The following is a 24,713-nucleotide window of genomic DNA, read 5'->3' on the forward strand; positions in this document are numbered from 1 at the left end:
CTTGGCACTACATCTCATTTTCCAAACATTCGTACTTCAAATCGGCGTAGAATACAAAATTCATCCCTGAAAACATCCCTGAAAACAGGTGTTCTTCAGGGCTGATTTTTATTGCATTGCATATATAAAGGCCGTCTGAAAAATTCAGACGGCCTTTATTCACTTCATCAATTAAGCAAACGGATGGTGCAAAACGATGGTTTCTTCACGGTCAGGACCGGTTGAAACAATGGCCACAGGCGCGCCGCAAACTTCTTCAATACGTTTCAGGTAAGCTTTAGCGTTTTCAGGCAGCTTATCGTACTCTTTCACGCCGAAAGTCGACTCGCTCCAACCCGGCATGGTTTCGTAAATCGGTTTGCAGGTTTCCACCGCGTCAGAGCCGCAAGGCAGAATGTCGGTTTTGCTGCCATCAGGCAATTCATAGCCTACGCAGATATTGATGTTCTCAACACCGTCCATGACATCCAGCTTGGTAATGCACATGCCGGAAATGCCGTTAACTTGAATAGAGCGTTTTAGAGCAGCCGCGTCAAACCAACCGCAACGACGCGCACGACCGGTTACGGAGCCGAACTCATGACCGCGCTCAGCCAAACCTGCGCCTACTTCGTCAAACAATTCAGTCGGGAATGGGCCGGAACCCACGCGGGTGGTATAGGCTTTAACGATACCCAAAACGTAATCCAGCATTTGCGGGCCTACGCCTGCACCGGCAGAAGCGGCACCGGCTAAGCAGTTGGACGAAGTTACAAACGGATAAGTACCGTAGTCGATGTCCAGCAACGTACCTTGTGCGCCTTCAAACAACAGGCTTTCGCCTTTGCGGTTTTTCTCGTTCAAAACACGGGAAACATCGGTAATCATCGGCGTAATGCGCGGCGCAACTTTTTCAATCACCGCCATCACGTCTTCAAGTTTTACCGGCTCGGCATGGTGCAGGTGTTGCAGCTGGACATTGTAATAAGCCAAAACAGCTTCCAGTTTTTCAACCAGTTTTTCAGGGTGCAACAAGTCCACTACGCGAATCGCACGACGGGCAACTTTATCTTCATAAGCCGGGCCGATGCCGCGGCCGGTTGTACCAATCTTGCTTTTACCGCGGGAAGCTTCGCGTGCTTGGTCAAGCGCAATGTGGTAAGGCAGAATCAATGGACAGGTCGGCGCAATTTTCAGACGGCCTTCAACGTTTTTCACACCGGCGGCGTTCAATTCGTCGATTTCACCCAACAATGCCTCAGGAGAAACCACGACGCCTGAGCCGATAAAGCAGTCCAAAGTCTCATGCAAAATGCCGCTTGGAATCAGGCGCAAAATGGTTTTTTTGCCGCCGACGACCAAAGTATGGCCGGCATTGTGGCCGCCTTGGAAACGTACAACACCGCTGGTTTCTTCTGCCAGCCAGTCAACAATCTTACCTTTGCCTTCATCACCCCATTGGGCACCGATTACGACAACATTTTTAGCCATAGCTATCTAACCTTATTTCAGATACAAAATTTCAAAATAAAACTCAATCGTTCAAAGCGATTACTTTCCAAACGCCGTCTACCTGTTTCAGACGGCCTGTAACCTCTTCCGAACCGTTGTAGCCGATACCGTAATCGATAACGACACATTGTCCTTGTTCGCGCAAAGCATCTACCGCTTCTTGAGCCGCAGGCATGTCTTTGACATCAACCGCCACCACAGACTCCCGTCCGATAGCAGGAAGGCGGCCGATAAAGCTGCGCAAATCAAAACTGAATCCGGCAGCAGGGCGCGCGCGTCCGAAGTATCCGCCCAATCCGTCATAACGGCCGCCGCGTGCCACGGCATCATAAAGATTTGAACCATAGGCTGCGTAAAGCAAACCGGTATGGTAATTGTCAACGCGCAATTCCGATAAATCGATATGCACTTTTTGATTGGGGAACGCATCGCATACGGCCTGCAATTCATCCAGCGCCGCACTGACTGCGGATAATTCCGGTAATTTCTCACGGGCCAAAGTCAGCACTTCGCGACCGCCGTACAGTCGGGGCAACAGTGAAAACGCTTTTGCCCACATACCGTCAAGTTTCCACTCTTTGACCAACTGGCTGACAGCCTTGGCATCTTTGTCCTGCATCAATGACAACAGGGTTGCCGATTGTTGCTCGTCCAAATGAGCGGCATTTGCCAAAGCACGGAATACGCCGATATGACCCAATGAAAGCAAAACTTCGCCCATATCGGCAATCTTCATGCTTTTCAGCATCAAATCAATCAATTCAATATCCGCTTTAATACCTTCCAAGCCGTACATTTCCGCACCGGCCTGCAAAGGCTCGCGCATATTGAGCAATCCGTCAGGCCGCGCATGAAGCACCGAACCGGCATAGCACAAACGGTTGATGCCTTGATTGGCGGAAAGCAAGTGAGCATCAATGCGCGCCACCTGCGGCGTAATATCCGCGCGGATACCGAGCTGGCGGCCGCTGAGCTGATCGACGACCAAAATGGTTTTCAAAGACAACCCGGCATCGATATGCGTCAATAAGGAATGGCTGTATTCCATCAACGGCGGCTGCACCAATTCGTAACCATGCACGCGGAACAAAGCCAACAGCCGCTCACGGGCGCTTTCCAATTGTCGCGCATTGGTCGGCAATACGTCGGCGACGTGTTCAGGAAGCTGCCAAGACTTCATGAGAATCTACCTCTGTTTTTTGTAAACACAAAGGGCTGCTTAAATTTAAAACCAAATCAGCCTGACGACTGAAATTTTCCTGAATGCATCGACGGCACATCCGATGCAGCTTCAACAAAACTGATTTTAAATTTAAACAGCCCCTGAGTGACGGCTTCAAACCGTCGAGTTATTAAAATCAGACTTTACCATATTAAAACAAATTTTGCACCCTGTTTGCAGGAAACGTAAAAAAACATTAAAAACAAAGGCCGTCTGAAAACCAAATGCATAGATGCATCATTTTCAGACGGCCTTATTCATGCCTGAACAACCCGACGCTTAACGCCAGTAACGCCACCAAGGCATATCGTCAGATCGCCATTCGTGTTGCAAGAACGGGCTTTGAGGGAAGTTGGTTTCCAAAACGCGGCGCGTATCGGCGGCCAGTTGCGGCTTGTCCAGTTTTTTGTACGCCAATTCCATCATCGCCAAAGCTTCTTCGACATAACGGGTATTTTGGTAACGGCTGACGATTTTTTGCGCACGGTTGGCCGCTGCAACATAAGCACCGCGTTTCATGTAATAACGCGCCACAGACATTTCGTTACCGCCCAAAGCGTCCACCAGCTTGGCCATGCGTTCGGTTGCATCGGCAGCGTATTTGCTGTTTGGATAACGTTGCACCAGCTCAGCAAACGCCTGATAAGCATCGCGGTTAGCTTTCGGGTCGCGGTCAGACCAGTCTTGGGAAGCCAGCTTGTTCAAGAAAGACTGGTCTTCGTTAAACAGGACCAAACCTTTCAAGTACAGCGCATAGTCCATATTCGGATGTTGCGGATGATGGCGTTGGAAGCGCGCGATGGCAGCCAAGGCTTTTTCCGGCTCATCGTCTTTATAATAGGCATACGCCGTATCCAACTGGGACTGCTGTGCATAGCGGCCGTTTGGGAAACGGGATTCTAAAATTTCGTATAACTTGACAGCTCGCGTATAATTGTTGCTGTTCAACTCGTCTTGCGCTTCGGCATAAAGCTTTTCCACACTCCAATCTTGAGTAATTTGGGCGTCTTTATCGATTGTGCCTTTATTTGCGCAGGCACTCAGTGCCAAACCTAAAGAAACTACTAAAAGAATTTTTTTCATGCAGAATACTTCCTTTGATAACGAAGCCGATTATAGCGATGATTTAGACTTTCCGTCATCCCCCGAAACAGAAAGTTGTGTTAATTTGACCGTTCCGCTCGAAATGGCAGGCGGAAGGCTGGATGCCGTATTGGCCAAACTCATGCCCGACTACTCGCGCAGCCGCCTGAGTTCGTGGATTAAAGAGGGTGCTGTCATTGTAAACGATAAGCCCGCTCAACCCAAAGACAAAATGATAGGCGGTGAATTGATTGCCGTTACGGTACGTCCGAGCGAAGAAAACCTCGCGTTCACGCCCGAACCGATGGATTTGGACATCATTTATGAAGACGATACCGTCATCGTCATCAACAAACCGGCCGGATTGGTCGTCCACCCTGCCGCAGGCAACTGGAGCGGCACCCTGCTCAACGGCCTGCTGGCGCACTGTCCTGAATTAAGCCAAGTGCCGCGTGCGGGCATCGTACACCGTTTGGACAAGGAAACCAGCGGCCTGATGGTGGTCGCCAAGACCCTGCCGGCGCAAAACTCACTGGTTCAACAGCTTCAAGAGCGCACGGTCAAACGCATTTACCGCGCGATCGCCAACGGCATCGTTCCTTTTGACGGCAAAATCGAAACCCAAATCGGCCGCGATCCGCACAACCGCCTGAAAATGGCGGTCGTCAAATTCGGCGGCAAACCTGCCATTACCCACGTCAAAGTGTTGGAACGTTATCTGGCACACAGCTACATCGAATGCTCGCTCGAAACCGGCCGCACCCACCAAATCCGCGTCCATATGCGCGAAGCCAACCACCCGCTTGCCGCCGACCCTGTTTACGGTAACCTGCGCCATCCGTGCAGCGAACCGGTAAAAGAAGCCGTTAAAAGTCTGGGCGCGCGTCAGGCTTTGCACGCCTACCGCTTAAGTTTCGTCCATCCGAAAACCGGCGAAACCGTCTCTTTTGAAGCCCCGATTCCCGACGATATCTACCACTTGCTCTCCGTCCTGCGCCTCGAAGCAGGCTTGGATTCGTCTTTAAGTAATGAGGAAGAATGGCAGGAGAAATTCGGCACGGACGATGACGACGATTGGAATGAAGACGACTACGATGTCGAAGTCGTTTATGTAAGGGATTAAACCCATTTTTCAGACGGCCTAAAATATTATTTCAGGCCGTCTGAAATCAATCCGTTCCAATATTTCAGCGATTAAAAGATTTTATGAAAACCATCACAGAAACCCTAAACCTCGCCCCGCAAGACAAGAACTTTTTGACTGCCGACTGGCCTGCCCCTGCCAATGTTAAAACGCTTATTACTACGCGCAACGGCGGTGTCAGCGAAGGCGTGTACCGCAGCCTGAATGTCGGTTCGCACGTCGGCGACAATCTGCAAGCCGTGCTCCGCAACCGTGAAATCGTGCAGGAACAAGTCGGCCTGCCCGTTGCCTACCTCAATCAAATCCACAGCACCATTGTTGTGAACGCCGCCGAAGCGTTAGACAATACGCCCGACGCCGATGCCTCGGTGGATACGACGGGAACAGTCGCCTGTGCTTCAATGACTGCCGACTGCCTGCCCGTCTTGTTTTGCGACAAAGCAGGGACGGTGGTTGCAGCGGCCCATGCTGGTTGGCGCGGTTTGGCCGGCGGCGTTTTGCAAAACACCATTGCGGCAATGAATGTCGAGCCGTTGGAAATCATGGCCTATCTCTCCCCTGCCATTGGCCCTGATGCGTTTGAGGTGGGGCAAGATGTATTTGATGCGTTTTGCACCCCCATGCCGGAAGCTGTCGATGCGTTTGAAGACATCGGCGGCGGCAAATACCTTGCCGACATTTACGCTTTGGCACGCATGGTTCTGCACCGCGAAGGCGTGAACATGATTTATGGTGGCACCCATTGTACCGTCTTGGAACGCGATACTTTCTTCTCCTATCGCCGCGACGGACAAACCGGCCGCATGGTCAGCCTGATTTGGTTGGAAAAATAAGATTTGCGCCATCAAAAACAAGGCCGTCTGAAATACTTTCCGTTTACGGTTTCAGACGGCCTAAACATTATTCGTTATAATCCGACGATACCGTAACCGGTTTCAACGAAGGAATATCCAATGAAAAAAATCCTATTGCCCGCACTCGCCCTATTGCTTGCCTCTTGCGGTTTCCACCTGAAAGGCACAGGCGTGACTTCTCAGCCGCTGCCTTATCAAAACTGGCATGTAGAAGGCGGATCCGTCATGCAAAAAGCGCTGGAAAATGCCTTACGCCGTGCCGACGGCCATCCGGTTAGCGAAGCCGAATCACAAATCACCCTGCGCGTTGTCGACTTTCAAAAACGCCGCGACATCTACACCATCACCCGCGCCGCCGCAATCAACGAATACCTGCTGGCCATGACCGTCAAAGCCCAAGCCTTCCGCAACGGCGAGCCGGTCGGCGAACCGATGGAAGTTAAGGTGCACCGCACTATGGACTACGCTGACAGCGAAGTTTTGGGCAAACAAGAAGAGGAAGAAACCATTTGGTCTGAAATGCGCATCGATGCAGCAGATCAAATCGTCCGCCGCCTGACTTTTCTGAAGGCGCAATAATGGCTGCCGCGCCCATTGAGAGCCTGCGCCCCGATACGCCGCTCAAGCCGTTGTACATCATCCACGGCGAAGAGGATTTGTTGCGCATCGAGGCATTGGATACGCTGCGCGCAGCCGCAAAAAAACAAGGTTATCTCAACCGCGAAGTCTATACCGCCGAAAACAATTTTGACTGGAACGAGCTGTTGCAAAGTGCCGGCAGCGCAGGTTTGTTTGCCGATTTGAAACTGCTGGAAATCCATATTCCCAACGGCAAACCCGGCAAAAACGGAGGCGATGCCCTGCAAGCCTTTGCCGAACGCCTGCCCGAAGATACGGTTACGCTCATCCTACTGCCCAAGCTTGAAAAAGCGCAAATCCAGTCCAAATGGTTTTCCGCATTGGCAGGCAAAGGCATCGTCTTAGAAGCCAAAGCCGTTGCGCCACATGCTTTGCCGCAATGGATACAGGGCCGTCTGAAACAGCAGGGTTTAGATATCGAACCTGAAGCACTCGCCCTGTTTGCCGAGCGCGTCGAAGGCAATCTTTTGGCCGCCCGTCAGGAAATCGAAAAACTCGCCCTGCTCCATCCCAAAGGCCATTTGATCAATATTGCCGATGCAGAGGCCGCAGTTGCCACCGTCGCCCGCTTCGACGTATTCCAACTGTCCGGTGCATGGATGAAAGGCGATGCCCTGCGCGTTTCCCGTTTGTTGGACGGTTTGGAAGAAGAAGGCGAAGAGCCGGTTTTGCTGTTGTGGGCGGTTGCAGAAGACATCCGTACCCTAATCCGCCTGACTGCCGCACTCAAGCAAGGACAAAACATCCAAAGCCTGCGCAACAGCCTGCGTTTATGGGGCGACAAGCAGACCCTTGCACCGATGGCGGCCAAACGCATTGCCATCAACCGCCTGCTCGACGCGCTCAAAACCTGCGCCAAAATCGACCGCATCATCAAAGGCGCGGAAGAAGGCGATGCATGGACCGAGTTCAAACAGCTCGTTACCTCGTTGGCCGCTTGAAAACCGTTGCCGCGCGTCAAGAAACTTGCACGCAATACGCCCCAAAAACAGAAAATACTGTAAAATAGCGTAAACTCAAATTCAGGCCGTCTGAACCTCGCATTTCAGACGGCCTCTTCCAGCAAAAAACAAGGAAACACCAACCATATGGATAATAAAACCAAACTTCGCATCGGCGGCCTGGCCCTGCTGACCACTGCCGTATTAAGCCTCATCATCGTTCTGATCGTCGATTCATGGCCACTGGCCATCCTGTTGGCCGTCATCATCGTGGCCGCTGCCGCAGGCGGTTTCGTTTGGACTTCACGCCGTCAGCAACGCCAATTCCTCGAGCGCCTGAAAAAATTCGACATCGATCCGGAAAAAGGCCGTATCAACGAAGCCAACCTGCGCCGCATGTACCACAGCGGCGGTCAACATCAAAAAGACGCGATTACCTTGGTTTGCCTGTCACAAAAATGTTCCGTTGACGAAGCGCACGCCATCTTCAAAAAACGTCCGACCCGTCAGGAAATGAACCAAATGGCTGCCCAACAGGCACGCGGTCAAAAACGTCCACATCGCTAATCCCGACAGTAGCAGGCCGTCTGAACATCCCACTCCGTTTCAGACGGCCTGTTTTTATTGCCATCAAACCCATTTCCGTTTCTATCGCATTATGACCCGTCTTCCCACCGCCCCTCTCAAACGCCGCCTCGCCGCACTGGTTTACGAACTTCTGCTGACCGGCGCCGTGACCAGCATTGCCGCCCTTGCAGCCGGTATTGTCGCCATTTTTCTCAATCCCGTTTCCACGCGCCTGTCCATGCTGGCAACCTGTCTGATTCTGTTCTACGCATGGTGGCTCTACTTCCGTGCCAACTGGCACAAAAAAGGCCAAACCCTCGCCATGCAGACATGGAAAATCGGTTTAGCCGATAAAAACGATACCCAACCGCCCCTACCACAACTGCGCCTGCGCTTTATTTGGGCCAGCATTTTTATTGTCTTCATCCCCCTTCTCGCCTACGCCGGATTGCGTCATCTGCTCAATATACCGCCCAAAGGCGCATTCGGCGCCGCGCTCATCTGGCTCATCCTGCCATGGGGCTTCGCCCTGTTCCATCCCGACCGCCAGTTCCTCTACGACTTCTTGGCCGGAACAAGGCTGGTGGATTTAAATCAGAAGAAAACAAACGAATAAAATCCAAAAGCGGCTCAATCCGTAAATAAAATAAAGGCCGTCTGAAACTCAAGATAAGTTTCAGACGGCCTTTAATCATAACATCAATCAATAATTATTCTTGCCAACGTTTAAAGACCAGCGAAGTATTGACGCCGCCAAAAGCAAAGTTATTGCTGACCACATAATCGGTTTGAATTTCACGTCCGCCTGTTTGAATGTAATCCACCTTGCCACAACGCGGATCGATGTTTTCCAAATTGACAGTCGGCGCAAACCAGCCGCTGTTCATCATTTCGATGGTAAACCAGGCTTCCAATGCGCCGCACGCGCCGAGCGTATGGCCGAGATAGCTTTTTTGCGAACTCATGGGGATGAATCCGAACACGGCCTCGGTCGCCAATGTTTCGGCAATATCGCCTTTTTCGGTCGCCGTACCGTGGCCGCTGACGTAACCGACTTTATCAGGCGTAATACCTGCATCTTTCAGCGCAAGCTCCATACATTTCTGCATGGTTTCTTTTTGCGGTTGGGTAACGTGGCTGCCGTCGCTGTTGGCACCATAGCCGACAAGCTCGGCATAGATTTTCGCACCGCGCCGTTTGGCGTGTTCCAATTCTTCCAATACAAAAATGCCTGCGCCTTCGCCGATGACCAAACCATCTCGGCCGTTGTCGTAAGGGCGCGGGGTCAGTTCGGGTTCGCCGTTACGACGGCTGGCGGCATAAAGTGAGTCGAATACATACACTTCAGACGGACAAAACTCTTCGCCGCCGCCCGCCAGCATCATGTCTATCATGCCGTATTTGATGGCTTCGTAGGCATAGCCTATGCCTTGGCTGCCGGACGAACACGCGCTTGATGTCGGGATGATGCGCCCTTTCAATCCGAAAAAGATGCCGATATTGGCGGCGGTCGTATGCGGCATCATGCGCACATAAGTATTGGCGTTGAAATTGCGCGATGTGCCTGTTATCAAAAGTTCGCCCATATCGCCAATGTCTTTGGTACTGCCGACAGACGAGCCGCACGCTACGCCCATACGGCCGTCTGTAATGCTTTCGTCACCCAGCAAGCCCGCATCCGTCAAAGCTTGTTCCGCCGCATCGACACACAAATGAGATACGCGCCCCATGCTTCTGAGCTGCTTGCGCGTCCAATGTTCGGGCGGGGTGTAGCCTTCAATCGGCGCGCCCAGTTGCGCTTCCAATTCAGGAAAGCGTCCGCTCCAGTCCATGTATTTGACGGCATTTTTTTCAGCTTTAAAGGCCGTCTGAATACTTTGCCAATCACGGCCGAAAGCGGTAATACCGCCGATACCTGTTACAACGACTCTTCTGGTATTCAACACAAACCTCCGTTCACAGCAATCACTTGGCGCGTAATGTACGCCGCTTTTTCATCCATCAAAAAGCGCACCGCATGCGCCACTTCTTCCGGCAATCCCATGCGCGCGGCAGGGACGGCTTTTAAGATTTCTTCGACAGGTACGTTCTCATCGATAATATCGGTATCGATAAGGCCCGGCGCCACGCAGTTGACGGTAATTTTTCGTTTTGCCAACTCAACCGCCAAGGCTTTTGCCGCGCCGATCAAGCCCGCTTTGGACGCGCTGTAATTGACCTGACCGCGGTTGCCCGTCAAACCGGACACCGATGCCATGCACACAATCCGTCCGGCTTTGCGGCGGCGGATCATCGGCATGGTCAAAGGGTGCAACACATTATAAAAACCGTCCAAATTGGTACGCAGCACCAAGTCCCAATCATCGTCTGTAAACGCAGGAAACGCATTGTCGCGCGTCAGGCCGGCGTTCAACACCACGCCGTAATATGTGCCGTTTGCCTCAATGTCGGCAGTCAGAATTTCACGGCAGGCTTCGCGGTCAGACACATCAAACTGCAACACGCGCGCATTTCTACCCAATGCACGGATTTCTTCCGCGACAGCTTCCGCTTCATCGCGGCGGCTGCGGCAATGGACGACGATATCAAAGCCGTCCTGCGCCAAACCAAGCGCAACAGCTTTGCCGATACCGCGATTAGACCCTGTAATTAAAATAGTTTCACTCATACGTTTTCTCACTATATCGACAGGCCGTCTGAATCTTTGTCTTTTCAGACGGCCTTGTAAACGGTTTAAATGACTTGACCGTCTTTCGGACTGTACACATTTAAAGAAGCTTTTGCCAGTAAACCGTCCGGCGGCAACAGATGCTTCACATCTTCCGGCGCATCCGTCCAGCGCAACTCGCAATCAAATACGCCCATGCCGCCCAAATCCTGAATGGACACATGCGCCCTGACTTCCAGCTCAGTACCGACAGGCACGGAATCGGCAAACAAATCCAGCTTGCGCGTTCCCAATAAAAAACCCAAGCGTACAGGCTCTCCGGCCTTTAAAGCCTCAATGCCTGCAAACGCGCCTATACCCTGCGCCATCAATTCCATATAAGCCATAGACGGCAACACGCCGTCCTGCAGCAAAATATGCTTGTCGCCAACCGGCGCACGGCAAACCGTATAGTCATCGCCAAATTCTTTCACACAGTCGATAAGCACCATATGTCCGCTGTGCGGAAGCAGCGACGCCACATCATAAATCGGGGCACTCGGTATTGAAGGCATAAAATGTCATCCGGGAATAAATTACGTTACAATATGCATTATAACAGAGCCTAGCTTTTACTAACCCATTTCATTACAATGTATGAAAATGTAAAACATTGAAAGACATCATGCCTCAAAACGTTTGCCGTTTCAGCTTCAATATCGCCACATGGCAGGCCTCCTCCAGCAAAATCAGTACGCCGGAGCAATGGCAGGACTGGGCGCAGGGAAAACTCGATACCGCATCCCTGCCAGAGTGCAAACCCGCGCTCTCCTTTTTGCCGCCTATGCAACGCCGCCGCTTGGGGAAAGCGGCACGCTTGGTTTGTGATGCCGCATGGAATCTGGCCGACCAATATCCCGAAAGCGTACCGGTTTACGTTTCGCACGACGGCGAAAGCAACCGCAGCTTTGAATTATGGCAAGAGCTTTTGAACACGCATACTGTGTCGCCGACCTCATTCGGTCTGTCCGTCCACAACGCAACGATTGGGCAATGGTCGATGTTGCGCAAAGACATGAGCGAACATACCGCGTTGGCCGTTGCCGCCGATTCCTTTGAAACCGCGCTGACCGAGGCATTCGCGCTTTTGCAAGACGGCGCATCATCCGTTTTAGTGATTGTCGCCGATGATCCTTTGTCTGAAGACTATCCCGTCTTGGCTACACGTGCGCCGTTTGCCTATGCATTGGCACTGGTCATCACCAAAGGCGAAGACTATACCTTAAGCTTAGAAACCACATCCGAAAGGCCGTCTGAAAACCCTAACGATACAACAGTCGAGCCTTATTGGAGCAGCTTGGAGTGGGTACGCTTCCTGCTTACAGATGGCCGACAACATACGCAACACTATATCGGTAGAAACTGGCACTGGCAGAAAAACGCATGAAGACTTTAGACTATTTCCGTCGCTTTTTTGCCACACTCTTCGGCTTTATCCTTTTCGGCGTTGCAGGCGTATTGTTCAAAATCGCACTTTTACCCTATACGCTCAAATCGACCAAAGGCGACATCAAACGCCAACTTGAAGCAAGACGCATGATAGGCAAAGTTTGGCGTTTCTTCGTCGGCTACCTGCAATGGTCGGGCGTATTGAGCGTCTGTTTCAACGGCTTGGAAAAACTCGGCAGGCCCGGCCAGCTCATTCTTGCCAACCATCCCTCGCTTTTGGATGTCGTCTTGCTGATCAGCCATTATTCGGAGCCAAACGTACTGGTTAAAAAAGATCTATTGCACAACCCCAGCATGAAAAGCCAGATTATCGCTTCCGGCTACATCCCCAACGACGAAAGCATGGAAATGCTGGAAGAAATAGATGCCGTGTTCAAAAGCGGGCAAAGTCTGCTGATTTTCCCCGAAGGCACGCGCACAGGTTGGGACGGACAGGTTAAAATGCACCGTGGCGCCGTATCGCTCGGTTTGCGCAGCGCATCAGTCATCACGCCCGTGTGCATCAAGATGACGCCGCCCAATTTTAAAAAGGGGCAACCGTGGTACAAAATCCCGCCACAAAAAATTCATTATGAAATTACCGTCGGCGACGATATCCTGCCTGAAGAATGGCTGGCAGAAAAACCCCTGCCCATCGCCGCACGACGTTTAAACGAATACCTGCAAGACTATTTTACAAGGAAAACCACATGAGCAATTTAGAAAACCAAATCAAACAATTAATCATCGACAGCTTAGGTCTGGAAGATATTACCGTTGCCGACATCGGCAGCGAAGATCCGCTTTTCGGCGACGACGGCCTGGGTCTGGATTCGGTTGATGCATTGGAACTTGGTTTGGCCGTACAAAAAACCTTCGGCTTCCAGCTCGACGGAGAAAACGACAACCTGCGCGAAAACTTCGCCAACGTCAAAACACTGGCCGAGTTCGTCAAGAGCCGCCAAGCATAAGGGAGAGAGAAGATGACCGAACAAGAAGTACGCGCCCTGCTGACCGATGCACTAGTTAACCTGTTTGAAATCGAACCGGAACGCATCAAACCCGAAACCAACCTCTACGAAGATTTGGAAATCGACAGCATCGACGCCATCGACCTTATCGACCACATCAAACGCGAAACCGGCCGCAAACTGCAAGCCGAAGACTTCCGCAACGTGCGCACCGTAGAAGACGTGGTTCAAGCGGTCTTAAAAGTACAACAAGATTCCTGATTCCGCTTTGAATCAGCATATTTTCAGACGGCCTTGTCAATCCGCAAGGCCGTCTGAAAATCAATCACAACCATGAAAATACTAGGAAAACTCCTACTGACCCTTGCCAGTCTCGCGTATCCGCTCCTATGGTATTACGGCAGGGAAAACGGCTCATTTTTCTGGCTTGCAGCGGCTATGTGTGTGTTATGGCTGATACGCGCCGCCATGCCGCAAACCACAGCCCAACGCATTACAGCGATTATCCTTGCTGCTTTTTTTGCGGCGGTACTGGTTTTCAGACGGCCTGACTCGATGTATTGGTATCCCGTTGCCGTCAACGCGCTGATGCTTGCCGTTTTCGGCGGCAGCCTGTTTGCCAAACAAACCGTCATCGAACGTCTCGCCCGACTGCAACATCCCGACCTTTCCCCCGAAGGCGTGCGCCACACTCGGCGCGTTACGCAAATCTGGTGCGCCTTCTTCATTTTCAACGGCGCAACCGCCGCCATTTTGGCTGGCTTGCAATATTACGACTGGTGGGCGGCTTATACGGGCATCGTGTCTTATGTGTTAATGGGAATCTTATTTGCCGGAGAGTGGCTTTATCGGAAATTGGTTTTGAAGGTTTAATCCATTAAAAATATTTTATCAATTAGACGAATAACCATAATGAAAAAAATCATCCTACTTACCCTGATTTCCTTCACATTTACCGCATGTTCTTCGACATCTAAAACGCCTTTATCCCCAGAAGAAAAGGCAGAAGCCGAATACAAGAAAAATTATACGGAAGTTGCCAGCCACACCATCAAAACGCGCTCGGGAAACCTGACCGTCATTGACCGAATACACAATCGTTATTCTGACGATACTACAACCAGCAGCATGAATTTGATGATTATTCGGAAATCCAATACGGTAAAAGCAAGAGCTGCACAAACAGCCGTATTTACAGCAACTTTTGCATTATTCATTCTTGCCGGTAGTAGCGGTCATATTGGATATGAAGGCCCTGACCTGCTGGGCAAACACAATTTAAGCGGGAAGCCCATTAAACCGAATTTTGCGAATCCCGTTTTTGAACAATTTTCCCCCAAAGTTCGCGATTGGGCGGCAAAATGGTCATTTAAAGGCAATAGTGCCAATAAAAAACTATTTGTCCAACCGGGTCGTTTCTATTTGGTTTATGAAAAATTCAATAGACGAGACCGATTCTTTCTGAACAATGAAGTCAGCCTTTTGGTAGACGGACAAAGTGGCAAAACTGATCGCTTACTCCATTGCTTCAAAAGAAGTGAAAGCCATTCATTGGAAGAGTGGCAGGCAAATGATTACGAATTGGTACGCCAAACGACGAACAAACAATACGATGAATGCTTGGCACAACTCAAAGAAGATGCCAAAGCAAATACATCGAAATTATAAAACCTTAGAACCATCATGCACCTAACTCGAATCCTATCCCCCGACCTACCTCAACACGACCTTATCGCCACCCATCCGAATTGGACGCGTGCTGATTTCAACCGTGCGGTTTTCCATCTGTCAGGCCGTCTGAAACAGGCAGGCGTGCAAACGGCCGCGTTGTGGTTCGATGATGCCGCGCTGTTTGCCTGTGCCGTGTTGGCAGTATGGCATTCTGGCGGAAAGGTTTTATTGTTACCCAATTTGGCGCAAGACAATTTGGATTGGGGCAAAACGGCAGAAGTGTTTTTAACGGATTCAACAGATAAAAAGCTGTCTTCAGACGGCCTGAACATTTGGCACTTGCCTGATGTATTGACTCACACAGAATCGGAAGCGCTGCACACCTATCCTGAAAACCATCTGATTCCCGACCATGCCGAAGCGTGGCTGAAAACATCAGGCTCCAGCGGCGAAGCGCAGATTATTGTGAAAACCGCCGCGCAAATGCAGGCAGAAGCCCTGACTTTGGCAAATACGCTGCCATTTGGACAACACGGTGAAACCGTGGTCGGCAGCGTGATTCCGCAACATCTTTACGGCTTCACGTTCCGCTTCGCACTCGCGCTGACAATGGGTTGGACTATGGAGAGACAGCAGGCGGTGTATCCGGAAAACCTGCTTTCCAGCACGGCCGCACATGATAAAGTGGTTTGGATTGCCAGTCCGGCCGTACTCAACCGCTTGGGAGAAAACCGCAACTGGCAAAGTATCGGCCATAAAATTACAGGCATTGTCTCAGCCGGCGGCGCGTTGCCCGCAGCCACGGCGGATTTGCTGCAACAGGCTGCCGTCCGCCCGTTTGAAGTGTACGGCAGTACCGAAACCGGCGTGATTGCTTCACGTTGCGAACGCCAAGAATGGCAGCCTTTCGAAGGCGTGGAAATCGGGCAAAATGAAGAAGGCGCACTTTGGGCTTCTTCGCCTTGGTCGCCCGAACGCCGTCAAACAGCCGATTTGATCGAGCCGCAAGATGACGGTTTTCTGTTACTCGGTCGCCAAGACCGTATTATTAAATTTGAGGACAAACGCGTGTCGCTGACCCAAATCGAACACGAACTTTTACAACATCCTTGGATTGCCGACGCCCATTGCGGCCGTCATCCGCAACACCAACGCATTGCCATATGGGCGGCATTGAACGCAGACGGTATCGCCGCCTTGCGCGAGAAAGGCCGCGCTGCGGTTGCCGATACACTCAAACGCCATCTAGCCGCCACGCAGGATACCATCGCCCTGCCGCGCTACTGGCGTTTTACCGACAGCCTGCCGCGCAATGCCCAAGCCAAAATCGCCGCGGCGGATTTTCAGACGGCCTTTACCGTTGCCCAAACTTCACCCGTTTGGTCGAAAACATCATCTGACGATGAAACCAATACCGAAACCTTCATCGGCCGCGTGCCTTTGGATTTGGTTTATTTCGGCGGCCATTTTGCCACCTTCCCGCTGGTTCCCGGCGTGGTCGAGCTACAATGGGTGCGCAACCTGATCGCGCCCCAGCCATGGGGCAAACAGCGCGTTATCCGCATCGAAAATCTAAAATATCAGCAGTTTATCCGTCCTCACGATGAAGTGTCGGTAGAGCTGAAATACGATGAAGGCAAAAACAAACTGAGCTTTAAAATCAACAACGGAAAGCATCCGTGTGCATCAGGACGGATTGTGTTTGAGGCCGTCTGAATATACTTATTAACTTTTTAGTGGAAAACCAACAATATGCAACTCTTCCCCGCCCTAGAACAACGCTACTCCCACGAACACCAGTCCGCAGGCGAGGCTCAACGTCTGGCTCAAGAAATCGCTTTTGCACCGATTGTGTTCCAAGTTTCCCGCCTGATGGTGAAATTTGGCATTCTGGACCTGCTGAACGACCATCCAGACGGCCTCACTCAAGCCGAAATTGCTGAAAAAACGAAAATCAGCAACTACGCGGCACAAGTCCTGCTGGAAGCTTCGCTGTCTATCGGCACTGTTTTGACTCGCGACAACCGCTATTTCATCAGCAAGGCCGGTTGGTTTGTCCTCAAAGACAAAATGGCCCGCGTCAACATGGATTTCACGCAGGAAATCTGCTACCAAGGCATGTTTGATCTGGAAAAAACCCTGCAAACCGGCAAGCCCGAAGGCCTGAAAGTATTCGGCGACTGGCCGACCATTTACGAAGGCTTGTCTTCATTGCCAAGCATCGCGCAGGAAAAATGGTTTGCATTCGACCATTATTATTCCGACAACTCCTTCTCCGAAGCACTGAACACCGTGTTTGCCAAACCGGTCAAAAAACTGCTCGATGTAGGCGGCAATACCGGCCGCTGGGCGGAGCAATGCGTCAACCACAATGCCGAAGTCGAAGTAACCATCATGGATCTGCCGCAACAAATCGGCTTGATGCGTGAAGCGACCAAAGGCAAAAACGGCGCGGACCGTATCCACGCCCATCCGGCCAACCTGCTTGATCCTGAAATTCCGTTCCCAACCGGTTTTGACGCGATCTGGATGAGCCAATTCCTAGACTGTTTCACCGAAGAACAAGCCACCAGCATTCTTCAACGCGCCGCTGCATCCATGAGCGAAAACACCAGCCTCTACATCATGGAGCCATTCTGGGACAGACAACGCTACGAAACCGCCGCCTACTGCCTGACCATGACCAGCCTGTATTTCACTGCCATGGCCAACGGCAACAGCAAAATCTTCCACTCTGAAGACTTGATCCGTTGCGTTGAAAAAGCCGGATTGAAAGTAGCGGAAGTTTCAGACAGCATCGGCCGCGGCCACAGCATCTTGCGCTGCGTTAAGGCCGTCTGAACATCATCTTTTAAACCCTAAAAAGCAACCGACCCCAACAGCCATTGCAGCTATCGGGGTCGGTTTTTTTTGAATATCAGCCTTAATGCATCAACCGCGCAACATCCATACTGCGCACACTACCGCAATCGCCACCAACAAAGCGGCAAACAGTTGTCCCATCCCGGCCAATTTAGGCTGCTTGGCATCGATGGTTTTAAAGCCATTAATCATAGGCGTAATCAAATCCTGTTTTTTCACAAAACGATACAGCAAAACAGCTGCGATATGTACGCCCGCCAACACGGCCAAAATATTAAAGAAATTGACATGGATTTTTCGCGCCAGCGTACCGGCGTGTTCGCTAACAAAATGATTCAAAAAGCCGGAATTGGTAAACGTATTTTCATCGGCGGCAAATAAACCTGTGGCCGTCTGAAAAACCAAGGCAGCCAATAAAGCGATGACCATCAGCGCGCCCAAAGGATTGTGGCCGACCAATTCGTCTTCAGACATTTGGCCTTGCGTGTAGCGGCGGATTTCGGAAAACGGGCGCACAAATCGGCTGAATTTTGCCGTATCGCTGCCCCAAATCCCCCAGCACAAGCGGAAAACCACCAACGCCAGCATCAACAAGCCGCCGCGCAAGTGCCATACCAGCATATCGCCGCCTTGGGTTGCGCTGTACCACATAAAACCCATCAATAACACCAAGAGCCAATGGAACAGGCGCGTAGGTGCGTCCCAAACTTTTATTTTTTGCTTCATTACCTTTTACTTTCTGATTTAAAATTAAATTTCTTATCTTGGAAGGTTACGCCATGCAGCCCATCTACACGCTTCCCGAATCGCTTCAAGCTTTTCAGACGGCCTTAGCATTTCCCGACGTATTCCGCCCCCGCGCCCAAGAATCACACAAAGGCACATACGGCACACTTGCCATTATCGGCGGTGCAACGGGAATGAGCGGCGCAGTGGTTTTGGCAGCCACAGCCGCCATGTATCAAGGGTGCGGCAAGGTTTGGGCGGGCTTCAACCAAGCCACGCTGCCCTTTGCCATTATTCCCGAACGCCCTGAAATTATGCTCGCCACTGCGACCCAACTAATGGAGCACAACGATGTCAGCGCACGCGTAATCGGCTGCGGCTTTGGTTTGGACGGATTATCAGAGCAGCTGCTGCCCCAAATCCTGTCTACACACCACGACCAGCCTTTATTGCTCGATGCCGATGCTTTGACACTGCTTGCCTGTTCTTCCGAATTGGCCGAACGCCTCAAATCGTACAAACATATCATCCTGACACCCCATCCGGCCGAAGCCGCACGCCTACTCGGTACCGATACCCCATCAGTTCAAGCCGACAGGCAAAAAGCCGTAACCGAAATCAGCCGTAAATATGGCGCGACCGTCGTATTGAAAGGCCATCATACATTGGTGGCCACGGCAGACGGCATAGTCTATACCAACACCAGCGGCAATGCCGGTTTGGCCACTGCAGGCAGCGGCGATGTCTTGAGCGGCATTATCGGCAGCCTGCTGGCACAAGGCATTCCGGCATTCCAAGCCGCCTGCGCCGGCGTATGGCTGCACGGAGCGGCGGCCGATGTCATCAAACACAGCAGCCAAATCGAAACCGGTATGCTTGCCGGGGAAATCGCACCTGCCGCCCGATGGCTGCGCAATATTTTATCAAAAGAATAATGCCGTCTATATAGCAAATACAAATCACAGGCCGTCTGAAAATCAATCCTTATTTTCAGACGGCCTTATTTATTTTAAGCCATTTTGCAAATTAAGGTTAAGGCGTGTATCCTTGGTTTCCCTTAAAAACAACTTCACAACATCATCATGAATACCCTCAACAAAATCAGTGGTTTTATCGGAAAGACCTTTTCCCTCTGGGCTGCGCTCTTTGCCGGCATCGCTTTTTTCGCACCCGAAACCTTCAAATGGGTCGGCCCTTATATTCCTTGGCTTCTGGGCATCATCATGTTCGGCATGGGCTTGACGCTCAAACCTTCCGACTTTGACATTTTGTTCAAACACCCCAAAGCCGTCATTATCGGCGTGATTGCCCAATTCGCCATCATGCCTGCAACTGCCTATCTGCTGGCCAAACTGTTGAACCTGCCTGCCGAAATCGCGGTCGGTGTGATTTTGGTCGGCTGCTGCCCGGGCGGTACGGCTTCCAATGTGATAACTTATTTGGCGCGCGGCAATGTGGCTTTATCAGTTGCCGTTACATCGGTTTCCACCCTGATTTCTCCATTGCTGACCCCTGCCATCTTCCTGATGCTTGCCGGTGAAATGCTGGAAATCCAAGCAGGCAGTATGTTGATGTCCATCGTCAAAATGGTTTTGTTCCCCATCGTTTTGGGCTTGATTGTCCATAAAGTCTTGGGCAACAAAACTGAAAAACTGACCGACGCGCTGCCGCTGGTTTCCGTTGCCGCCATCGTGCTGATTATCGGCGCGGTAGTCGGCGCCAGCAAAGGCAAGATTATTGAAAGCGGCCTGCTGATTTTCGCGGTTGTCGTACTTCACAACGGCATCGGCTATCTGCTCGGCTTCTTTGCCGCCAAATGGACCGGCCTGCCTTATGATGCACAAAAAACGCTGGCCATCGAAGTCGGTATGCAAAACTCAGGCTTAGGCGCAGCCCTTGCCGCCGCACACTTTGCCGCCGCGCCGGTTGTTGCCGTTCCCAGCGCATTGTTCAGCGTGTGGCACAATATCTCAGGCTCGCTTCTGGCAACTTATTGGGCAGCCAAAGCCGATAAAAATAAAGAATCCTAAACGTCTTTAATCATAAGGCCGTCTGAACAGGGATAAACGAAATCAACGATTTCTGCCTTACCTGTTCAGACGGCCTTTATTTTGAAATCAAGCAGGATTATTGTTTCACTGCTTCGATTTGGATATTGATGTTTACTTTTTTGCTCATACCGGCGCTTACCAAATAATCCAAACCCCATTTGGTACGGTCGATGGTGGTACTGAAGTCGCCGCCGCACGCTTCTGCTTTTGCCATCGGGCTTTGGTAGCAGTTGAACTTATCGGCTTTGAGTTTCACCGGCGCAGTTTTGCCGTTCATGGTCAGATTGCCGTCAACGGAAAGCAGTTTTTTGCCGTTGAAATTGAACTTGGTAGATACAAAACGGATTTCAGGGTATTTGTCTGCATTGAAAATATCGGCAGATTTCAAATGTTGGGTAAAGTGGTCAGAACCGGTTTGCAGTTTGGACAAAGGCAATACGATATCGATAGAACCTTGGCGTTTGGCGCGGTCAAATTCCAAATTACCGGTCAAACCATAAATACCGCCGACGTTGGTGCTGGTGTTGAAATGGTCGATGGCAAAACGGGCGTTAGTATGGGATTCGTCCACTTTATAAACAGCGGCAGATGCAGTAGAAACCAACATAGCCGAACACAATGCAAACATGATTTTTTTCATCGTCTTATCCTTAAAAGTGTGAGAAGTTCCCTATCATATCACTTTTTGACACCAACATCTTTTGCAACTGAGAAAGACAGCATTTCATCTTAAGAAAACATCAGGCCGTCTGAACGATAGGACAGCAAATTCAGGTGAAGCAAACACAGTTTAGTTTTATTACAAAATAGCGTGCTTCATTGCTCGTAATTGGTATAAAATACCGAGTTATTTCTCAACGGGCCGCCAAACTACCAGCCTATTTCAGACGGCCTCAGCATAAAACAAAGGAACAAAAATGCCTGAATACCGCTCCAAAACCTCTACCCACGGCCGAAATATGGCGGGCGCGCGCGCATTGTGGCGTGCGACCGGCGTCATGGAAACCGACTTCGGCAAACCGATTATCGCCATTGCCAACTCCTTCACCCAATTCGTCCCAGGCCATGTGCACCTGCACAATATGGGCCAACTGGTTGCCCGTGAAATCGAAAAAGCCGGCGGCATTGCCAAAGAATTCAACACCATCGCCATTGACGACGGTATCGCCATGGGCCACAGCGGTATGCTTTACTCCCTGCCCAGCCGCGACCTGATTGCCGACTCCATCGAATACATGGTCAACGCCCACTGCGCCGACGCGCTGGTGTGCATTTCCAACTGCGACAAAATCACCCCGGGAATGCTGATTGCCGCCATGCGCTTGAATATTCCGACCATCTTCGTTTCCGGCGGCCCGATGGAAGCCGGTAAAGTTATCGGCGTGGCCAATATTCAGCCCGAACGCCGTTTGGACTTGATCGACGCCATGATCGAATCGGCTGACGACAATATCAGCGACAAACAAGTCGAAGAAGTCGAGCAAAACGCCTGCCCGACCTGCGGCTCCTGCTCCGGCATGTTTACCGCCAACTCCATGAACTGTCTGACCGAAGCACTCGGCCTTTCCCTGCCGGGCAACGGCTCTTATCTGGCTACCCACGCAGGCCGCAAAGAATTGTTCCTCGAAGCCGGCCGCATGATTGTCGAAATCACCAAACGCTACTACGAGCAAGACGACGAAACCGTGTTGCCACGCAGCATTGCCACTAAAAAAGCGTTTGAAAATGCCATGACCATGGACATCGCCATGGGCGGCTCTACCAATACCATTCTGCACCTGTTGGCCGTTGCCAACGAAGCCGGCGTCGATTTCAAAATGGCCGACATCGACCGCTTAAGCCGCATTGTGCCTTGCATCTGCAAAACTGCGCCAAACAACCACGACTACTACATGGAAGACGTGCATCGCGCAGGCGGCATTTTCGCCATCCTGAAAGAATTGGACAAAGCAGGCAAACTGCACACCGACGTATACACCATCCACGCGCCGACACTGAAAGACGCGATTGAAAAATGGGACGTGACCAACCCTGAAAACACCCACGCCATCGAGCGTTTTAAAGCCGCTCCCGGCGGCGTGCGCACCACTCAGGCGTTCTCACAAAACCGTATGTGGAAAACCCTCGACCTCGACCGCGAAAAAGGTTGTATCCGCGATGTCGAACATGCCTACTCGCAAGACGGCGGTTTGGCAGTATTGTTCGGTAATATCGCCGAACGCGGTTGCGTGGTAAAAACCGCAGGCGTGGACGAGAGCATCCTCAAATTTACCGGCCGCGCCCGCGTGTTTGAAAGCCAAGAAGACGCAGTAGAAGGCATTTTGGGCAACCAAATCGTCGCCGGCGATATCGTCATCATCCGCTACGAAGGCCCTAAAGGCGGCCCGGGCATGCAAGAAATGCTCTACCCGACTTCCTACCTGAAATCCAAAGGTTTGGGCAAAGAATGCGCCCTGCTGACCGACGGCCGCTTCTCCGGCGGTACTTCCGGCCTGTCCATCGGCCACGCTTCGCCTGAAGCGGCAGAAGGCGGCGCCATTGGTTTGGTACACGAAGGCGACACCATCGAAATCGACATTCCAAACCGCAGCATCCACCTTGTCATTTCCGATGAAGAGCTTGCCGCACGCCGCGCCGAAATGGAAGCACGCGGCAGCAAAGCATGGAAACCGGAAAACCGCGACCGTTACGTCTCCGCAGCCCTGCGTGCCTACGGCGCAATGGCGACTTCTGCCGACAAAGGCGCAGTACGCGACGTATCGCAAATCGAACGTTAATTAACCTGACTTTAAGGCCGTCTGAACGCTTCCAAGTGTTTCAGACGGCCTTCATTCAAACGGACCAATATGGACAAATTCATTTTAGCGATGATCGGCATGGCCATTGCCCTGTTGATTATTATTGGCGGCGGGTTTGTCGCTGTCGAATATTTCAAATCCCATCCTGAAGCATTCCAAGTCAAACCGCCATCAAAATAATCATTCAGCGGCATGAGTCTCAAGGGGAAAGAGCCGTAGCTCAAGGCCGTCTGAACGCAGCATATATAATGAAACATATTCTTTACTGGCTGGGTGGTTTCGCCGTCGCCCTCGGCATATTCCAATACTACGAAACCCATCGCTATTCCGAAGACCAGCTCATCTACGCCCAACCGCCGCAAAATCGTACCGCCGTTGCCGATTTTGACGCCTTGGCGTATTTAAACTTCCTCCGCGCCTCAGCCAACCTACCCGCACTGGCGCACTCGGCCACACTCGAACGCGCCGCGCGCAATCATGCCCGCTATCTGCTGCAAAACCCTGACGACGGACATGACGAACACAATACACGCAATCCCTTTTACACAGGCCCACGCCCATCCGACCGCACGCGCAAAGCCGGTTATGCCTATAAAGGCGTGCATGAAAACGTCAGCACCGGCCAGCACCCGCCAAACGAAAAAATCAACGACCATCTGCCAGCCCAACATCAACTGGACAACCTGATGACGGCAATTTACCACCGTCTCTCCTTGCTCGATCAAAATATCGACGAGGCCGGTGCGGCGTTTGAATCACAAGGCAAACAAATCGCGTTGAGCATCAATCAGGGCGACAGCAGATTCAACAGCCTCTGCCAAAAAAACCGCCCCCTCTCCGACCTCAGCCGTTCGTTTTATCAAGATGCCTGTCATGGCCATGCCATTGTTTATGCGGACGAAATTTCCAACCGCAAATTCCGGCCTTACATCACCTATCCGCAAGGCAACTTCGCTTCGCCGGTTTTCCATGGCGAGCGTCCCGATCCTATGCCGCATTATGAAATGACCGGCAATCCGGTCAGCATCGCCTTCTCAGAACAATCGCCTCCGGTCAAAATGCGTTCGTTCAAACTGTATCAGGACACAAAAGAAATCAAAGACGTCAAAATTTTAGATAAAGATAATGACCCAAACCGCCTCCTGACCGAACGCCAATTTGCGCTGTTTCCTTTACAGCCCTTGGAATACGATACCGACTACCGTGCCGTGTTCAAATACCGTCAAAACGGAAAAAACAGAACGGCCGAATGGACATTCAGCACGCAAAAACCCGATTATCCTTACTTCATCGTCAAAGGCGGCGAAACGCTGGCCATCGAATCCGGACAAAAATATTTTATCCATTGGCAAGATTTCTGGTGCTTGAAACAATGCGAACGCTACAACTACCGCATGAACCGCGACACCCAACTCGACATCATCGAGCGGCAGGCCGGCGGCATCATTATCCGTGTCAACGGAAGCAAAGGCAGCAGCATCCGCTTAATGCCCGAAGGCGAAGACAGGCGCGCCATTACACTTTATTTATGGAAATAAAGCCGTTTTCAGACGGCATG

At 51.4% G+C, this 24,713-nt stretch carries 27 protein-coding genes; 19 read left to right on the forward strand and 8 right to left on the reverse strand.

What is annotated here, in order from left to right; translation table 11 throughout:
- Positions 1 to 171: 171 nt before the first annotated feature.
- The 3 genes from ACTHRY_RS03815 to ACTHRY_RS03825 all read right to left on the reverse strand — a co-directional run bounded on the left by ACTHRY_RS03815 (position 172) and on the right by ACTHRY_RS03825 (position 3,796).
- On the reverse strand, positions 172 to 1,470 hold the full coding sequence (locus ACTHRY_RS03815) for an adenylosuccinate synthase (RefSeq protein ID WP_049359756.1): 1,299 nt from the start codon (positions 1,468 to 1,470) through the stop codon (positions 172 to 174).
- Positions 1,471 to 1,513: 43 nt separating this feature from the next.
- Complete coding sequence (locus tag ACTHRY_RS03820) at positions 1,514 to 2,671, reverse strand: ATP phosphoribosyltransferase regulatory subunit (RefSeq protein ID WP_049359754.1); 1,158 nt, start codon at positions 2,669 to 2,671, stop codon at positions 1,514 to 1,516.
- 321 nt (positions 2,672 to 2,992) lie between these two features.
- Positions 2,993 to 3,796, reverse strand: a complete 804-nt coding sequence (locus tag ACTHRY_RS03825) for an outer membrane protein assembly factor BamD (protein WP_004519923.1) — start codon at positions 3,794 to 3,796, stop codon at positions 2,993 to 2,995.
- On the opposite strand from ACTHRY_RS03825, the gene rluD reads away from it, so the two are divergent.
- The 6 genes from rluD (at position 3,795) to ACTHRY_RS03855 (ending at position 8,557) form a co-directional block, all read left to right on the forward strand.
- Entirely contained in the window at positions 3,795 to 4,919 is a 1,125-nt protein-coding gene (gene rluD, locus ACTHRY_RS03830) for a 23S rRNA pseudouridine(1911/1915/1917) synthase RluD (protein ID WP_049359752.1), read from the forward strand. The genes ACTHRY_RS03825 and rluD overlap by 2 nt on opposite strands.
- A gap of 83 nt (positions 4,920 to 5,002) precedes the next feature.
- Positions 5,003 to 5,773: a peptidoglycan editing factor PgeF gene (gene pgeF / locus ACTHRY_RS03835; RefSeq protein ID WP_049359750.1), complete on the forward strand. Its 771-nt coding sequence runs from the start codon at positions 5,003 to 5,005 to the stop codon at positions 5,771 to 5,773.
- A gap of 120 nt (positions 5,774 to 5,893) precedes the next feature.
- On the forward strand, positions 5,894 to 6,373 hold the full coding sequence (locus ACTHRY_RS03840; protein ID WP_049359748.1) for an LPS assembly lipoprotein LptE: 480 nt from the start codon (positions 5,894 to 5,896) through the stop codon (positions 6,371 to 6,373).
- Positions 6,373 to 7,374, forward strand: a complete 1,002-nt coding sequence (gene holA, locus ACTHRY_RS03845; RefSeq protein WP_049359745.1) for a DNA polymerase III subunit delta — start codon at positions 6,373 to 6,375, stop codon at positions 7,372 to 7,374. The genes ACTHRY_RS03840 and holA overlap by 1 nt, the downstream gene beginning before the upstream one ends.
- A gap of 147 nt (positions 7,375 to 7,521) precedes the next feature.
- Positions 7,522 to 7,941 (forward strand): hypothetical protein, encoded by a 420-nt coding sequence (locus ACTHRY_RS03850; RefSeq protein ID WP_003746427.1) that lies wholly within the window; start codon positions 7,522 to 7,524, stop codon positions 7,939 to 7,941.
- 91 nt (positions 7,942 to 8,032) lie between these two features.
- The gene (locus ACTHRY_RS03855; protein ID WP_049359744.1) at positions 8,033 to 8,557 is read left to right on the forward strand and encodes an RDD family protein; all 525 of its coding nucleotides are present in this window, start codon (positions 8,033 to 8,035) and stop codon (positions 8,555 to 8,557) included.
- 94 nt (positions 8,558 to 8,651) lie between these two features.
- Here ACTHRY_RS03855 and ACTHRY_RS03860 read toward each other — a convergent pair whose 3' ends face one another.
- From ACTHRY_RS03860 to ACTHRY_RS03870, 3 genes are all read right to left on the reverse strand, one after another.
- On the reverse strand, positions 8,652 to 9,887 hold the full coding sequence (locus ACTHRY_RS03860; protein ID WP_049322186.1) for a beta-ketoacyl-ACP synthase: 1,236 nt from the start codon (positions 9,885 to 9,887) through the stop codon (positions 8,652 to 8,654).
- Complete coding sequence (fabG, locus tag ACTHRY_RS03865; RefSeq protein ID WP_003746422.1) at positions 9,881 to 10,609, reverse strand: 3-oxoacyl-ACP reductase FabG; 729 nt, start codon at positions 10,607 to 10,609, stop codon at positions 9,881 to 9,883. The genes ACTHRY_RS03860 and fabG overlap by 7 nt, the downstream gene beginning before the upstream one ends.
- A 65-nt stretch (positions 10,610 to 10,674) precedes the next feature.
- Complete coding sequence (locus tag ACTHRY_RS03870; protein WP_049336784.1) at positions 10,675 to 11,163, reverse strand: ApeP family dehydratase; 489 nt, start codon at positions 11,161 to 11,163, stop codon at positions 10,675 to 10,677.
- 110 nt (positions 11,164 to 11,273) lie between these two features.
- Here ACTHRY_RS03870 and ACTHRY_RS03875 point away from each other — a divergent pair, with 110 nt between their 5' ends.
- The 8 genes from ACTHRY_RS03875 (at position 11,274) to ACTHRY_RS03910 (ending at position 17,559) form a co-directional block, all read left to right on the forward strand.
- Positions 11,274 to 12,035, forward strand: coding sequence for a beta-ketoacyl synthase chain length factor (locus ACTHRY_RS03875; protein WP_440374061.1), 762 nt, complete (start codon positions 11,274 to 11,276; stop codon positions 12,033 to 12,035).
- Positions 12,032 to 12,790, forward strand: a complete 759-nt coding sequence (locus ACTHRY_RS03880) for a lysophospholipid acyltransferase family protein (RefSeq protein ID WP_107848973.1) — start codon at positions 12,032 to 12,034, stop codon at positions 12,788 to 12,790. The genes ACTHRY_RS03875 and ACTHRY_RS03880 overlap by 4 nt, the downstream gene beginning before the upstream one ends.
- The gene (locus ACTHRY_RS03885) at positions 12,787 to 13,047 is read left to right on the forward strand and encodes a phosphopantetheine-binding protein (protein WP_003680822.1); all 261 of its coding nucleotides are present in this window, start codon (positions 12,787 to 12,789) and stop codon (positions 13,045 to 13,047) included. The genes ACTHRY_RS03880 and ACTHRY_RS03885 overlap by 4 nt, the downstream gene beginning before the upstream one ends.
- Before the next feature lie 12 nt (positions 13,048 to 13,059).
- Entirely contained in the window at positions 13,060 to 13,308 is a 249-nt protein-coding gene (locus ACTHRY_RS03890; RefSeq protein WP_049344238.1) for an acyl carrier protein, read from the forward strand.
- A gap of 72 nt (positions 13,309 to 13,380) precedes the next feature.
- Positions 13,381 to 13,920, forward strand: a complete 540-nt coding sequence (locus ACTHRY_RS03895) for a membrane protein (protein ID WP_049344236.1) — start codon at positions 13,381 to 13,383, stop codon at positions 13,918 to 13,920.
- Positions 13,921 to 13,959: 39 nt separating this feature from the next.
- Entirely contained in the window at positions 13,960 to 14,715 is a 756-nt protein-coding gene (locus ACTHRY_RS03900) for a hypothetical protein (RefSeq protein ID WP_070829945.1), read from the forward strand.
- A 15-nt stretch (positions 14,716 to 14,730) separates the two neighbouring features.
- Positions 14,731 to 16,434 (forward strand): AMP-binding protein, encoded by a 1,704-nt coding sequence (locus ACTHRY_RS03905; protein WP_440374062.1) that lies wholly within the window; start codon positions 14,731 to 14,733, stop codon positions 16,432 to 16,434.
- Between the two features lie 36 nt (positions 16,435 to 16,470).
- Positions 16,471 to 17,559, forward strand: coding sequence for a methyltransferase (locus ACTHRY_RS03910; RefSeq protein ID WP_049322180.1), 1,089 nt, complete (start codon positions 16,471 to 16,473; stop codon positions 17,557 to 17,559).
- Between the two features lie 90 nt (positions 17,560 to 17,649).
- On the opposite strand, the gene ACTHRY_RS03915 is transcribed toward ACTHRY_RS03910, so the two are convergent.
- On the reverse strand, positions 17,650 to 18,306 hold the full coding sequence (locus tag ACTHRY_RS03915) for a cytochrome b/b6 domain-containing protein (protein WP_049322179.1): 657 nt from the start codon (positions 18,304 to 18,306) through the stop codon (positions 17,650 to 17,652).
- A 53-nt stretch (positions 18,307 to 18,359) separates the two neighbouring features.
- On the opposite strand from ACTHRY_RS03915, the gene ACTHRY_RS03920 reads away from it, so the two are divergent.
- Both ACTHRY_RS03920 and ACTHRY_RS03925 read left to right on the forward strand, forming a co-directional pair.
- Positions 18,360 to 19,241 (forward strand): NAD(P)H-hydrate dehydratase, encoded by an 882-nt coding sequence (locus ACTHRY_RS03920; RefSeq protein WP_049322178.1) that lies wholly within the window; start codon positions 18,360 to 18,362, stop codon positions 19,239 to 19,241.
- 147 nt (positions 19,242 to 19,388) lie between these two features.
- Entirely contained in the window at positions 19,389 to 20,336 is a 948-nt protein-coding gene (locus ACTHRY_RS03925; RefSeq protein WP_049322177.1) for a bile acid:sodium symporter family protein, read from the forward strand.
- A 97-nt stretch (positions 20,337 to 20,433) separates the two neighbouring features.
- Here the strand turns inward: ACTHRY_RS03925 and ACTHRY_RS03930 are convergent, their stop codons facing one another.
- Positions 20,434 to 20,997, reverse strand: a complete 564-nt coding sequence (locus ACTHRY_RS03930; RefSeq protein WP_049322176.1) for a YceI family protein — start codon at positions 20,995 to 20,997, stop codon at positions 20,434 to 20,436.
- Positions 20,998 to 21,274: 277 nt separating this feature from the next.
- Here ACTHRY_RS03930 and ilvD point away from each other — a divergent pair, with 277 nt between their 5' ends.
- The 3 genes from ilvD (at position 21,275) to ACTHRY_RS03945 (ending at position 24,693) form a co-directional block, all read left to right on the forward strand.
- Positions 21,275 to 23,134 (forward strand): dihydroxy-acid dehydratase, encoded by a 1,860-nt coding sequence (gene ilvD / locus ACTHRY_RS03935; protein ID WP_049322175.1) that lies wholly within the window; start codon positions 21,275 to 21,277, stop codon positions 23,132 to 23,134.
- Positions 23,135 to 23,203: 69 nt separating this feature from the next.
- Complete coding sequence (locus ACTHRY_RS03940; protein WP_283118145.1) at positions 23,204 to 23,335, forward strand: hypothetical protein; 132 nt, start codon at positions 23,204 to 23,206, stop codon at positions 23,333 to 23,335.
- A 68-nt stretch (positions 23,336 to 23,403) separates the two neighbouring features.
- The gene (locus ACTHRY_RS03945; RefSeq protein WP_049322174.1) at positions 23,404 to 24,693 is read left to right on the forward strand and encodes a CAP domain-containing protein; all 1,290 of its coding nucleotides are present in this window, start codon (positions 23,404 to 23,406) and stop codon (positions 24,691 to 24,693) included.
- Positions 24,694 to 24,713: the final 20 nt, after the last annotated feature.

This window comes from Neisseria sp. P0004.S004 (assembly GCF_051963335.1).
Lineage (GTDB): Bacteria > Pseudomonadota > Gammaproteobacteria > Burkholderiales > Neisseriaceae > Neisseria.